The sequence below is a fragment of the Delftia sp. WSY_22 genome (assembly GCF_043104185.1).
GTDB lineage: Bacteria > Pseudomonadota > Gammaproteobacteria > Burkholderiales > Burkholderiaceae_C > Comamonas > Comamonas tsuruhatensis.
Genome location: NZ_JBICKN010000006.1, coordinates 332,996 through 347,036 on the forward strand (window position 1 = coordinate 332,996; position 14,041 = coordinate 347,036).

Genomic DNA, 14,041 nt, shown 5'->3' on the forward strand with positions numbered 1-14,041 from the left:
AACGCGGAGAGAACTCAAAATGGGAAAAATCATCGGTATTGACCTGGGCACCACCAATAGCTGCGTGGCCATCATGGACGGCAACACCACGCGCGTGATCGAGAACAGCGAAGGTGCGCGCACCACGCCGTCTATCATTGCGTACCAGGAAGACGGCGAGATCCTCGTCGGCGCCTCGGCCAAGCGCCAGGCGGTCACCAACCCCCGCAACACCATCTATGCCGCCAAGCGCCTGATCGGCCGCAAGTTCGACGAGAAGGAAGTGCAAAAGGACATCGACCTGATGCCCTACACCATCTCGCGTGCCGACAACGGCGACGCCTGGGTGGAAGTGCGCGGCCAGAAGCTGGCCCCGCCGCAGATTTCCGCCGAAGTGCTGCGCAAGATGAAGAAGACCGCCGAGGACTACCTGGGCGAGCCCGTGACAGAGGCCGTGATCACCGTGCCCGCTTACTTCAACGACGCCCAGCGCCAGGCCACCAAGGACGCCGGCCGCATCGCCGGCCTGGAAGTCAAACGCATCATCAACGAACCCACGGCGGCGGCCCTGGCCTTCGGCCTGGACAAGACCGACAAGGGCGACCGCAAGATCGCCGTGTATGACCTGGGCGGCGGCACCTTCGACGTGTCCATCATCGAAATCGCCGATGTGGACGGCGAAAAGCAGTTCGAAGTGCTGTCGACCAACGGCGACACCTTCCTGGGCGGCGAAGACTTCGACCAGCGCATCATCGACTACATCATCACCGAGTTCAAGAAGGAACAGGGCGTCGATCTGTCCAAGGACGTGCTGGCGCTGCAGCGCCTGAAGGAAGCCGCCGAGAAGGCCAAGATCGAGCTGTCGAACTCGGCCCAGACCGACATCAACCTGCCCTACATCACGGCCGATGCCTCGGGTCCCAAGCACCTGAACATCAAGCTGACCCGCGCCAAGCTGGAAAGCCTGGTCGAGGACCTGATCGAGCGCACCATTGCGCCCTGCCGCACGGCCATCAAGGACGCAGGCGTGTCCGTGTCCGACATCGATGACGTCATCCTGGTCGGCGGCATGACCCGCATGCCCAAGGTGCAGGAAAAGGTCAAGGAATTCTTCGGCAAGGATCCCCGCAAGGACGTGAACCCCGACGAAGCCGTGGCCGTGGGCGCCGCCGTGCAGGGCCAGGTTCTGTCGGGTGACCGCAAGGACGTGCTGCTGCTGGACGTGACACCGCTGTCACTGGGCATCGAGACGCTGGGTGGCGTGATGACCAAGATGATCACCAAGAACACCACCATCCCGACGAAGTTCGCACAGACCTTCTCGACGGCCGACGACAACCAGCCTGCCGTGACGATCAAGGTGTTCCAGGGCGAGCGCGAAATGGCTTCGGGCAACAAGATGCTGGGCGAGTTCAACCTCGAAGGCATCCCGCCGGCCGCGCGTGGCGTGCCCCAGATCGAAGTGGCCTTTGACATCGACGCCAACGGCATCCTGAACGTGTCCGCCAAGGACAAGGCATCGGGCAAGGAAAACAAGATCACCATCAAGGCGAACTCCGGCCTGTCCGAGGAAGAGATCCAGAAGATGGTCAAGGACGCCGAGCTGAACGCCGCCGACGACAAGAAGAAGCTGGAACTGGTCCAGGCCCGCAACCAGGGCGAAGCTGCCGTGCACAGCGTCAAGAAGAGCCTGGGCGAGCATGGCGACAAGCTCGACGCTGGCGAGAAGACCGCCATCGAGAGCGCCGTCAAGGACCTGGAAGAAGCGCTCAAGGGCGAGGACAAGGACGCCATCGACGCCAAGACCACGGCGCTGATGACGGTCAGCCAGAAGCTCGGCGAGAAGATGTACGCCGATGCACAGGCAGCGGGCGCCCCCGAGGCAGCCGCCGCCGCAGCAGCCGCCGGTGCTGCAGGCGCCTCGGCCGGTGCTGCAGCCGCTGACGACAACGTCGTCGACGCCGAAGTCAAGGAAGTCAAGAAGGACTGAACCCAGCGCGTGGTCCCTTGACGACCGCTTGCCGCCGCGCTCGGCCCTGCCAAGGGGCTGACGCGGCGTTCCTGTTCTCACTGACTGGCTAGCAAACACCATGTCCAAACGCGATTTTTACGAGGTCCTCGGCGTTGCCAAGAACGCCTCGGACGACGACATCAAGAAGGCTTATCGCAAGCTGGCGATGAAGTACCACCCTGACCGCAACCAGGGGGATGCCGCACGCGAGGCGGAAGAGAAATTCAAGGAGGCCAAGGAGGCCTACGAGATGCTCTCCGACAGCAACAAACGCGCGGCCTACGATCAGTACGGCCACGCAGGCGTGGACCCCAACCGCGGCATGGGCGGCGGCGCAGAAGGCTTTGGCGGCTTTGCCGAGGCCTTTGGCGACATCTTCGGCGACATGTTCAACCAGGGCGGGCGGCGCGGCGGCGCAGGTGGCGGCCGCCAGGTCTACCGTGGCAACGACCTCAGCTATGCCATGGAGATCACGCTGGAAGAGGCTGCCCACGGCAAGGATGCGCAGATACGCATCCCCAGCTGGGACAGCTGCGACATCTGCCACGGCAGCGGCGCCAAGCCCGGCACCAGCGCCAAGACCTGCACCACCTGCAACGGCATGGGCAGCGTGCAGATGCGCCAGGGCTTCTTCAGCGTGCAGCAGACCTGCCCGCACTGCCGAGGCACCGGCAAGATCATTCCCGAACCCTGCACCAGCTGCGGCGGCCAGGGCAAGGTCAAGCGCCAGAAGACGCTGGAGGTGAAGATTCCCGCAGGCATCGACGACGGCATGCGCATCCGCTCCTCGGGCAATGGCGAACCCGGCACCAATGGCGGGCCTGCAGGCGATCTCTACATCGAGATCCGCATCAAGGACCACGACATCTTCGAGCGCGATGGCGACGATCTGCACTGCAACGTGCCCGTGAGCTTCATCACGGCAGCGCTGGGTGGCGAGATCGAGGTACCCACCCTCTCGGGCAAGGCGGCCATCGACATCCCCGAAGGCACCCAGGCCGGCAAGCAGTTCCGCCTGCGCGGCAAGGGCATCAAGGGCGTGCGCTCCAGCTACCCCGGTGACCTGTACTGCCACATCGTGGTCGAGACGCCCGTCAAGCTGACCGAGTACCAGCGCAAGCTGCTGCGCGAGCTGGAGGAATCGCTCAAGAAGGGCGGCGCCAAGCATTCGCCCAGCGGCGAGAGCTGGACCGACAGGCTCAAGAGCTTCTTCAGCTGATGCAGCACTGAGCCCCCAACAAAAACGCCTCTTCCGAGGCGTTTTTCATTGGTGCATCCTCAACAGGACTCAGGGAGCGGGTTTGGCCTTCCAGGCCGCCGCCTGCCGCTCGGCACGTGCGCGCTCTGCCGCGCTCAGCGGCTGGGCCATGCTGTCGCGCTTGGCCGCCAGAGAGCTGTCCTTGCCCGCTGCCAGCAGCATCCAGAAATAGGCCTGCGACGGGCTGCGCTCCACGCCCTTGCCCGAGGAATAGAGGCTGGCCAGATTGGACTGCGCCAGCGCGTCGCCCTGCTGGGCGGCACGCTCCAGCCAGCGCGCGGCCTGCTTGTCGCTGGCAGGCACGCCCTGGCCATTGGCATACAGAACGCCCAGGTTGGACTGGGCTGCGGCACTGCCCTGCTCGGCCGCCTTCTCCAGCCAGTGTGCGGCCTGCGCCATGTCGCGATCGACCACGCCACCCTCGGCATAGAGCATGCCGGCGTTGAATTGCGCATCGACATGGCCCTGGCCTGCCGCCGCCACGAACCAGCGCAGCGCCTGCGCCACATCCTCGGCCACGCCCCGGCCCGTGGCATACATCACGCCCAGGCTGTACTGGCCGGCCGCCTCCCCCTGTTCGGCCGAGCGCTGGAACCATTGCACGGCCTGGACGGGATCCTTGGCGGCTCCGCGCCCTTCGGCAAGCATCAGGCCCAGGTTGTTCTGTGCCACGGCGTCACCCTGCTCGGCCGCCTTGCGATACCACTGCACGGCCTGCGCATCGTCGCGCACCACGCCACGGCCATTGGCGTACATCAAACCCAGGTCGGACTGAGCCGGCGCATAGCCTTGCTGGGCCGATTTCTCATACCACCGGGCGGCAGTCTCCGCATCCAGGGCAACGCCCTGGCCGCGCTTGTACAGCGAGCCCAGCGCGTACTGGGCGCTGGCCTCGCCCTGCTCGGCATGCTGCTGCAGCGCTGCAAGCTCGGCAGCGCTCAGGCCGGACTCACCCTTGGACGCGCCGCCACCTGCGGCTGCAGCTGCAGCCCCCGCTGCGGCAGCGCCGCCCACCACGCCTGCAGCGGCGGCCGCCTTGGCAGGTGCGCTGCGGGTGGTGGCAGGTGCCGGCTTGCCCTTGGATTTGACGGCGGTCTTGCCTGTCGGCCTCGCAGCTGCCTTGGCCGCAGGCTTGGCCGGAGCCTTCGCGCCGCTCTTGGCCGTGTTCTTCGCCGGTGGCTGCGGCTTGGCAGACGCCGGGACGGCCATGCAGGACAGGGCTGCGGCCAGCAGCAATGACAGGCCTGCAGGCAGGGCTCGCAGGCCCGTCGGGTATCGATCGTTCATATGCTCTTATTTTTGCAGCAATCCATGCAGGCGACTGGCGCAAAGATTGACAAATTCTTTCAGTATGCAACCGGCGTTCCGGCGGGCATGGTTGCCCGCAGCCATCGCCATGAGGCATGACCCCCATCTCCATGAAATCGCACGACATCACCAAAGACATCGCGATTGAAGATGACAGATCGATGACTTGTGCGAGAAAATCCATTCAACTTCTCCTAATGAGAAGCCTGAACCCCACCACATGAAGAATTCAGAGCGCAGTTTTGCACGGCGCATAGACCTTACCTCCTTGCAGCTGTTCGTGGCTGTCTGCGAACTTGGCAGCATCGGACGAGCGGCAGAACGCGAGTTCATCGCCGCTTCGGCGGTGAGCAAGCGCCTGTCCGACCTCGAGGCCACCGTGGACACGGCCCTGCTGTATCGCCACAGCCGTGGCGTGACACTCACTCCTGCCGGCGAAAGCCTGCTGCACCACGCGCGCAACGTGCTGTATGGCCTGGAGCGCATGCAGGGCGAGCTGTCCGAGTACGCCGATGGCGTGCGCGGCCATGTACGCATCCACGCCAATATGTCGGCCATCGTGCAGTTCCTGCCGGAAGACCTGGGCGTCTTCGCGCGCAAGCATGGCCAGGTCAAGATCGACCTGCAGGAGCAGCTCAGCCCCGCCGTGCTGGCGGCGGTGCAGGAAGGCACGGCCGACATCGGCATCTGCTCCATGGCATACATGCCGCTGGGCAATGGCCAGGCCACTCCCGCGCTGCAGCACCGCCCCTACCGCGAGGACCGGCTGGTCGTCGTGGTGCCCGAGCAGCACGCGCTGGCGCACAGCGACAGCGTGGCCTTTGCCGATGTGCTCGAATGGGACATCGTCAGCCTGCAGGCCGGCTCCTCCATCAGCCTGGCCATGCGTGCGGCTGCGGCCCAGGCCGGGCATGCGCTGCACCAGCGCATCCAGGTCACCAGCCTGGATGCCATGTGCCGCATGATCGACAACGGCCTGGGCGTGGGACTGATCCCCGACCGCGCCTTCGAGCTCATGCACGGCGTGGGCCATCTGCGCGCCCTGGAGCTCAGCGACGACTGGGCACGGCGCGAGCTGAGCATCGTGGCGCGCGACTTCGACGCGCTACCCGTTACGGCCCGCCTGCTGGTCGAGCACCTGAGCCCGCCGGCCAGCGCATCCTGAAGGCCCCTTGGCCCCCGGATGCACATCCAAGAATTTCCCCACGACACCAACCATTCGAGAACGCCATGGGACGCACCCTCTACGACAAGATCTTCGACGAGCATGTCATCCACACCGAGGATGACGGCACCGCCGTCCTCTACATCGACCGCCACCTGGTGCACGAAGTCACCAGCCCCCAGGCCTTCGAAGGCCTGCGCATGGCCGGCCGCAAGCTGTGGCGCATCAGCTCGGTGGTGGCCACGGCCGACCACAACACACCCACCGACGGCTGGGAGCGCGGCTATGACGGCATTGCCGACCCCATCAGCAAGGAACAGATCACCACGCTGAACACCAACATCGGCGAGTTCGGCTCTGCGGCCTTCTTTCCCTTCATGGACAAGGGCCAGGGCATCGTCCACGTCATGGGTCCCGAGCAAGGCGCCACCCTGCCCGGCATGACCGTGGTCTGCGGCGACAGCCACACGTCCACGCATGGCGCCTTCGGCGCACTGGCCCACGGCATCGGCACCTCCGAGGTCGAGCACGTGATGGCCACCCAGACCCTGCTGGCCAAGAAGGCCAAGAACATGCTGATCAACGTCAGCGGCAAGGCGGCGCCCGGTATCACGGCCAAGGACATCGTGCTGGCCATCATCGGCAAGATCGGCACGGCCGGCGGCACGGGCTACACCATCGAGTTCGCAGGCGAGGCCATCCGCGACCTGAGCATGGAAGGCCGCATGACGGTCTGCAACATGGCCATCGAAGGCGGCGCGCGCGCCGGCCTGGTGGCCGTGGACGATAAGACCATCCAGTACGTCAAGGGCCGCCCGCTGGCGCCCACGGGCGCCGAATGGGACGCCGCCGTCGCCTACTGGAAGACGCTGCACTCCGATGCCGATGCGAAGTTCGACCGCGTGGTCGAGCTGCAGGCCAGCGAGATCGTGCCGCAGGTCACCTGGGGCACCTCGCCCGAAATGGTGCTGGGCGTGGATGCCCGCGTGCCCGATCCCGACAAGGAAAAGGATGCCAGCAAGCGCGGCGCCATCGAGCGCGCGCTGACCTACATGGCGCTGGAACCCGGCAAGGCCATCGACGACATCTTCGTGGACAAGGTCTTCATCGGCTCGTGCACCAACAGCCGCATCGAAGACATGCGCGAAGCCGCCGCCGTGGTCAAGAAGCTGGGCCAGAAGGTGGCACGCAACATCAAGCTGGCCATGGTGGTGCCCGGATCGGGCCTGGTCAAGGAGCAGGCCGAGCGCGAAGGCCTGGACCAGATCTTCAAGGCGGCAGGCTTTGAATGGCGCGAACCCGGCTGCTCCATGTGCCTGGCCATGAATGCCGACCGCCTGGAGCCCGGCGAGCGCTGCGCCTCCACCAGCAACCGCAACTTCGAAGGCCGCCAGGGCGCGGGCGGACGCACCCACCTGGTGAGCCCCGCCATGGCCGCTGCCGCGGCCATCCACGGCCACTTCGTGGACATCCGCAGATTCTCCTGAACCCGCAACTGCCCCCGCCAGCACACCATGAAGCCTTCCTTCTCGATCCTCCTGATCGGCCTGGCCTTCACCCTGGCCGCCTGCAATACCGTCAAGGGCATTGGCCAGGACGTGCAAAGCGCGGGCAGCGCCATCGAACGCGCCGCCCGCTGAACCCTGAATTCGATACTGCCATGCAACAATTCACCGTGCACAAGGGCCTTGTCGCCCCCATGGACCGCGAGAACGTCGACACCGACGCCATCATTCCCAAGCAGTTCCTCAAGTCGATCAAGAAGACCGGCTTCGGTGTGAACCTGTTCGACGAGTGGCGCTACCTGGACCATGGCGAACCCGGCCAGGACCCGGCCTCGCGCAAGCCCAACCCCGACTTCGTGCTCAATCAGCCGCGCTATGCGGGCGCCTCCATCCTGGTCGCACGCAAGAACTTCGGCTGCGGCTCCAGCCGCGAGCACGCGCCCTGGGCCCTGGACCAGTACGGCTTTCGCGCCATCCTGGCACCCAGCTTCGCCGACATCTTCTTCAACAACTGCTTCAAGAACGGCCTGCTGCCCATCGTGCTGCCCGAAGCCACGATCGACATGCTGTTCAACGAGATCGCGGCCTTCCCCGGCTACGAGCTGACCATCGACCTGGACCGCCAGGTGATCGTGCGCCCGCAGGGCGAGGAGATCCCCTTCGACGTCATTGCCTTCCGCAAGTACTGCCTGCTCAACGGTTTTGACGACATCGGCCTGACCCTGCGCCATGCCGACAAGATCCGCGCCTACGAGGCCGAGCGCCTGGCCACCAAGCCCTGGCTGGCCCACACGCTGGTGCAGCGCTGATCGATCTCCACTTGCGCGCATCAATGGGCCGCAGGCGTTGCTGAACCAGCCGCCGGCGGCCTTCCACCATCCGAACAGTCTCTCAAAAGGAACACCATGAAAATCGCAGTCTTGCCCGGTGATGGCATCGGCCCCGAAATCGTTGCGGAAGCCGTGAAGGTGCTGGGCGCCCTGGGCCTGGACTTCGACATGCAGACCGCCCCCGTGGGCGGCGCTGCCTACGAAGCTGCCGGCCACCCGCTGCCCGAATCCACGCTGAAGCTGGCCATGGAGTCCGACGCCGTGCTGTTCGGCGCCGTGGGCGACTGGAAGTACGACACGCTGGACCGCCCGCTGCGCCCCGAGCAGGCCATCCTGGGCCTGCGCAAGCACATGGGTCTGTTTGCCAACTTCCGCCCGGCCATCTGCTATGCGGAGCTGACCCATGCCTCCAGCCTCAAGCCCGAACTGGTCGCAGGCCTGGACATCCTCATCATCCGCGAGCTGACCGGCGACATCTACTTCGGCCAGCCGCGCGGCCGCCGCGTGGCCACCGACGGCCACTTCCCCGGCGCCGAGGAAGCCTTCGACACCATGCGCTACTCCAAGCCCGAGATCGAGCGCATCGCCCACGTGGCCTTCCAGGCCGCGCAAAAGCGCAGCAAGCGCGTGACCAGCGTGGACAAGGCCAACGTGCTGGAAACCTTCCAGTTCTGGAAGGACGTGGTCACCGAGGTGGGCCAGCAGTACCCCGACGTGCAACTGGACCACATGTACGTGGACAACGCCGCCATGCAACTGGTCAAGGAGCCCAAGCGCTTCGACGTGGTGGTCACGGGCAATATGTTTGGCGACATCCTGTCCGATGAAGCCTCCATGCTCACCGGCTCCATCGGCATGCTGCCCTCCGCCTCGCTCAACGCCAAGGGCCAGGGTCTGTACGAGCCCAGCCATGGCTCGGCCCCCGACATTGCGGGCAAGGGCATTGCCAATCCGCTGGCCACCATCCTGTCGGCTGCGATGATGCTGCGCTTCTCGCTGAACCAGGAGGCTGCTGCACAGCGTATCGAAGCCGCCGTGCAAAAGGTCCTGGCCCAGGGCCTGCGCACGGCCGACATCCACAGCGAAGGCACGACCAAGGTCTCCACCCGCGAGATGGGCGATGCCGTGGTGGCCGCGCTGGCCTGACGTCCACGACAGCCGCGAGCCTCCGGGCTTGCGGCTGCCCTGCCTGGCCAGGATTTTCCAAAACTAGGCAAAGCGTCAAAACAGACGTCTGCTTTTCGCCATTTCGACGAAGATATTCATCAAACAGACATTCTCTTTCCTGGCGTATTCGCTAGAATGACTGCTCTTATGTTTGCCGCCCGCCCGTTCCTCCTGCTGAACATTGCACCCGCCGCCCAGGCTGGCGTGGCCGTGCGCGCAATCACATCCACAACCATTACGACAATCAAAGGCTGACCCAGCCCGGTTCGTCGTGCGCCCTCACCTGGCCCAGACGAGCCGGGCGACAACAGTCTTGATCCAGCACTGTTTTCACACTGAAAGGGCGTTTCAAAAATGAGCAAGCAATTGGTAGGCCTGGTGGGCTGGCGCGGCATGGTCGGCTCCGTGCTGATGGACCGCATGCAGGCAGAGGGCGATTTCGACCTGATCGAGCCCGTTTTCTTCTCCACCTCCAACGCCGGCGGCAAGGCCCCGGCCATGGCGAAGACCCACACGGAGCTGCGCAATGCCAACGACATTGCCGAGCTGTCCAAGTGCGACATCATCATCACCTGCCAGGGCGGTGACTACACCAAGGAAGTCTTCCCCCAGCTGCGCGCCTCGGGCTGGAACGGCCACTGGATCGATGCCGCATCGTCGCTGCGCATGGAAGGCGATGCCGTCATCGTGCTCGACCCCGTCAATGAAGGCCTGATCCAGTCCAAGCTCGCCGCGGGCGGCAAGAACTGGATTGGCGGCAACTGCACCAACTCCATCCTGCTGATGGGGCTGGGCGGCCTGTTCAAGGCCGGTCTCGTGGAATGGGTCAGCTCCATGACCTACCAGGCAGCCTCCGGTGGCGGCGCCAACCACATGCGCGAACTGCTCAAGGGCATGGGCGTGGTGCATGCGGCCGTGGCCGACGAGCTGGCCACGCCCGCCTCCGCAATCCTGGATATCGACCGCAAGGTGGCTCAGACCATCCGCACCGATGTGCCCACCGAATTCTTCGGCGCGCCTCTGGCTGGCGGCCTGATCCCCTGGATCGACGCACAGCTGGACAACGGCCAGTCCAAGGAAGAGTGGAAGGGCCAAGCCGAGGTCAACAAGATCCTGGGCACGGAGCAGACCATTCCCGTCGACGGCCTGTGCGTGCGCATCGGCGCCATGCGCTGCCACAGCCTGGCGCTGACCCTCAAGCTCAAGAAGGACCTGCCCCTGCAAGAGCTGGAAGCCATCATCAAGTCCGGCAATCCCTGGGTGAAGTGGGTTCCCAACGACCGCGCCATCACCGTCAAGGAACTGACCCCTGCCGCCATCACCGGTGGCCTGGAAGTCGGCGTGGGCCGCGTGCGCAAGCTGAACATGGGCCCCGAATACCTGTCGGCCTTCGTGATCGGCGACCAACTGCTGTGGGGCGCCGCCGAGCCGCTGCGCCGCATGCTGCGCATCCTGCTGGCCGCCTGAGCACCGCCGGCTTGAGCCAACACAAAAAGCGCCATGTCCTGGCCCGGGACATGGCGCTTTTTTCGGCTTTAAACCCTGTGCGATTGGGCACAATGCCCAAGTCTCTTGTCCCCTGACTGTAGGCGGTTGCCTACAATCACCGAAGATACATTGTGTTTCTTCTCGTTGCCGTTCGACAACAACTGGCAGCGTTCACCGGCAACCAGACGCTTGCGATCCTATAGCGTGGCCGACAATGCGACCCAAGCACCTTGGTATATGGCGTGCCATCTATCCCCGGGTAAATTTCAATTACATGTGCAAACGCGGGCATCCTCACAATAACAATAGTGCCCGCCCAATTGCATCCACACAGGTTTGACGCTTTATGCATCGTTGGAAACTCTCTGTGCTGGCCGCTGCGGCCGTCGTCTCGGTCGCACTGCCCGCCTCCGAGGCCTGGGCACTGGCTCTGGGCCGGGTGAACGTGCAATCGGCCCTGGGCGAGCCCCTGCGTGCCGAAGTCGAAATCCCCCAGATCACGGCGGCTGAAGCCGAAGGCCTGCGCGTGGGCGTGGCCTCTCCCGGCGTCTTCCGCACCCAGGGCATGGAGTACAACGCCACGGCCAGCCAGGTGCGCGTCAGCGTGCAGCGTCGCGCGGACGGATCGGCCGTGCTGCGACTCACAAGCACCCAGCCCGTCAACGAGCCCTTTGTCGATCTGGTGATCGACGCCAGCTGGGCCTCGGGCAACCTGCAGCGCAACTACACCCTGCTGCTGGATCCGCCCACCCTGCAAAAGCTGCCGCCTGCCGTGACGGCTGCGGCCCAGGCCTCCGCCCCCGAACCGGGCGCCGCACCGCGCCGCGCCGCGCCGGCACCCTCGCCAGCTGCCGCAGGCAACACCGAGGAAAGCCGTCCAGCCCCTGCTCCGGCAGCCCCGCGCCGGAGCACCGCGTCAGCCCGCGAGCGCGCTGCTGCAGCGCCGGCACCGTCCGAAGCATCCGAGGTCCGCATCAAGACCGGAGACACGGCTGGCCGCATTGCCGCCGCCCACCTGCCCGCAGGCGTTTCGCTGGACCAGATGCTGGTGGCCATGCTGCGCTCCAACCCCAAGGCCTTCATCAACGGCAATGTGAACCGCATGCGCTCCGGCGCCGTGCTCACCGTGCCTGACGAGGCCACGGCACAGGCCACCTCGCCGCGCGAGGCGCGCCAGATCGTTGCAGCCCAGTCCCGGGATTTCAACCAGTTCCGCCGCCAGCTGGCCAGCGCCGCACCGGCCGCGCCCGTGGCATCGGCCAATCGTGAAGCATCGGGCAGCGTCCAGGCCCAGGTCGAAGACCGCAAGCCCTCCACCGCCGCACCCGACAAGCTCACCCTGTCCAAAGGTGCTGTCAAGGGCGTGGAGGCAGACGAGCGCCTGGCCAAGCAAAAGCAGTCCGACGACCAGGCATCGCGCACGGCAGAGTTGCAGCGCAACATGTCCGAGCTGAGCCAGATCGCCGCCGCCACCAAGCCCGCCGAAGGTGGTGCGGCAGCACCGGCGGCTGCCGCTGGCAGCACGGCAGCTGGCGTGGCCGTGCCCGGCGCGCCGACCGTGCCTGCAGCGCCTGAAGCTGCAGCACCCCAGACAACTCCCGCGGCCCCGGCAGCGCCTGCCGATGCAGCTGCTGCGGCCGCTGCTCCAGACGCCGCAGCCAATGCTGCCGGCCCGGCAGCGCCCGCGGCAGAAGCCGTGCCCGCCACGCCCGCTCCTGCCGAGCCGCCGAAGCCCAAGCCGGCGCCCGCCCCCGTCGCACCGATCGCCGAGCCCAGCTTCATCGATACGCTGATGGAAGATCCCACCATCCCGCTGGCCGGCGCCGCCTTGCTGGCCCTGCTGCTGGGCTATGGTGGCTACCGCGTCATGCAGCGCCGCCGCGCTGCCGCAGCCTCCAGCGAAAGCGCCTTTGGCGACAGCCAGCTCGCGGCCGATTCCTTCTTTGGAGCCAGTGGCGGCCAACGCGTGGATACCGGCACATCGAGCCAGCTGTCGGGCACCTCCATGCACTACTCGCCCAGTCAGCTCGATGCCGGCGATGTGGACCCCGTGGCCGAGGCCGATGTCTACCTGGCCTATGGCCGCGACCTGCAGGCAGAGGAAATCCTCAAGGAAGCCCTGCGCACCGATCCCAGCCGCACCGCACTGCACCAGAAGCTGGCCGACATCTACGCCAAGCGCCATGACCGCAAGGCCTTCGAGGCCGTCGCGCAGACCCTGCACGGCCTGACCCAGGGCAAGGGCGTGGACTGGCAGCGCCTGGCCGACCAGGGCCGCATCCTGGACCCGGAAAACGCCCTCTACCAGCCTGCCGGCGCCGCGCCCCTGTCTGCTGCCGCCGTTGCCGGCGGCGCCGCAGCGGCAGCTGCCGGACTGGCGGCCGCCTCGCTGGCCAGCCGCCCCCTGGACATGGAGGCGCACCGCGAAGGCCCTGCCACCCTGCCCATGGACCTGGACATGGACCTCAACATGGACCTGCCCGGCGGCCTGGCCGATGCCAGCCTGCCCGCGCAGCACGCCAGCCCGCTGCCCGCACCGGCCCCCATGCCCAGCGAACAGGACTTTGCCGCGCTGGAGCCCACGCTGCGCGCGCCGCTGGAGCCCATGCAGCCCGCAGCAAGCGAGGCGCCTCGCATGGATCCCCGCGTGGAGCCGCCTGCTGCATCGCTGGACATGCCCGGCTTCCAGCCCACGGCCCATGCCTCGCTGACGGATGCCCTGAACCACAGCAGCGCCATGAGCGACATGCAGCCGACCGAGATGCTGCCGCTGGACATGCCCGTCACACGGCAGGTCACGGACAGCTTCCCGGCCACCGAACCCTCGCCCCTGACCGGTTCCACCACGGACGACAGCCACGCCAGTACCGATCTGCTGTCGCTGGACGCCATGGAGTTCAACCTGGAAGACCTGGGCACCGAGGCGCCAGCCCAAGCGCCGGCAGCAGCGCATTCGGGCGGCGTGCTGGAAACGGCGGCCAAGGCCAAGCCGGAACCGGCCGAATCGCTGGAATTCGACCTGGGCAGCCTGTCCCTGGACCTGGGCAATGACACTCCCACGGCCGCAACGCCGCCTTCGGCGCCCGAGGACCCGCTGGCCACCAAGCTCGCCCTGGCCCAGGAATTCAATGCCATCGGCGACAGCGACGGAGCCCGTACACTCATCGAGGAAGTGATCTCCGAGGCCCACGGCGATCTCAAGGCCAAAGCCCAGCGCCTCCTTGCCGAGATAGACTGAAGCCCGACGGCGCCTGCCCAGGCGCCGCGTGCCGGTTTCGCGTGACAGGGTGGTACATGCCACCATGGAAAACTGACAACTTGATGCACACC

At 66.0% G+C, this 14,041-nt stretch carries 10 protein-coding genes; 9 read left to right on the top strand and 1 reads right to left on the bottom strand.

Translation table 11 applies throughout. The features are described from left to right. Positions 1-19: 19 nt before the first annotated feature. Positions 20-1,969 (top strand): molecular chaperone DnaK, encoded by a 1,950-nt coding sequence (gene dnaK, locus ACF8NF_RS02155; RefSeq protein ID WP_016447758.1) that lies wholly within the window; start codon positions 20-22, stop codon positions 1,967-1,969. 100 nt (positions 1,970-2,069) lie between these two features. Next, on the top strand, positions 2,070-3,209 hold the full coding sequence (gene dnaJ, locus ACF8NF_RS02160) for a molecular chaperone DnaJ (RefSeq protein ID WP_016447759.1): 1,140 nt from the start codon (positions 2,070-2,072) through the stop codon (positions 3,207-3,209). A 69-nt stretch (positions 3,210-3,278) separates the two neighbouring features. Here the strand turns inward: dnaJ and ACF8NF_RS02165 are convergent, their stop codons facing one another. Then, complete coding sequence (locus tag ACF8NF_RS02165) at positions 3,279-4,535, bottom strand: tetratricopeptide repeat protein (RefSeq protein ID WP_223275145.1); 1,257 nt, start codon at positions 4,533-4,535, stop codon at positions 3,279-3,281. A gap of 241 nt (positions 4,536-4,776) precedes the next feature. On the opposite strand from ACF8NF_RS02165, the gene ACF8NF_RS02170 reads away from it, so the two are divergent. The 7 genes from ACF8NF_RS02170 to ACF8NF_RS02200 all read left to right on the top strand — a co-directional run bounded on the left by ACF8NF_RS02170 (position 4,777) and on the right by ACF8NF_RS02200 (position 13,949). Next, positions 4,777-5,721: a LysR substrate-binding domain-containing protein gene (locus tag ACF8NF_RS02170; RefSeq protein ID WP_016447761.1), complete on the top strand. Its 945-nt coding sequence runs from the start codon at positions 4,777-4,779 to the stop codon at positions 5,719-5,721. Between the two features lie 65 nt (positions 5,722-5,786). Continuing rightward, on the top strand, positions 5,787-7,208 hold the full coding sequence (gene leuC, locus ACF8NF_RS02175; protein WP_016447762.1) for a 3-isopropylmalate dehydratase large subunit: 1,422 nt from the start codon (positions 5,787-5,789) through the stop codon (positions 7,206-7,208). Positions 7,209-7,235: 27 nt separating this feature from the next. Then, positions 7,236-7,361 (top strand): entericidin A/B family lipoprotein, encoded by a 126-nt coding sequence (locus ACF8NF_RS02180; RefSeq protein ID WP_012207035.1) that lies wholly within the window; start codon positions 7,236-7,238, stop codon positions 7,359-7,361. Between the two features lie 20 nt (positions 7,362-7,381). Continuing rightward, complete coding sequence (leuD, locus tag ACF8NF_RS02185) at positions 7,382-8,035, top strand: 3-isopropylmalate dehydratase small subunit (RefSeq protein ID WP_016447763.1); 654 nt, start codon at positions 7,382-7,384, stop codon at positions 8,033-8,035. 96 nt (positions 8,036-8,131) lie between these two features. Continuing rightward, positions 8,132-9,202 carry a 3-isopropylmalate dehydrogenase gene (gene leuB, locus ACF8NF_RS02190; protein WP_016447764.1) on the top strand — a complete coding sequence of 357 codons (1,071 nt, stop codon included), beginning with the start codon at positions 8,132-8,134 and terminating at the stop codon, positions 9,200-9,202. Between the two features lie 375 nt (positions 9,203-9,577). Continuing rightward, positions 9,578-10,690 carry an aspartate-semialdehyde dehydrogenase gene (gene asd, locus ACF8NF_RS02195; RefSeq protein ID WP_012207038.1) on the top strand — a complete coding sequence of 371 codons (1,113 nt, stop codon included), beginning with the start codon at positions 9,578-9,580 and terminating at the stop codon, positions 10,688-10,690. A gap of 367 nt (positions 10,691-11,057) precedes the next feature. Further along, complete coding sequence (locus ACF8NF_RS02200) at positions 11,058-13,949, top strand: FimV/HubP family polar landmark protein (protein WP_392449993.1); 2,892 nt, start codon at positions 11,058-11,060, stop codon at positions 13,947-13,949. Positions 13,950-14,041: the final 92 nt, after the last annotated feature.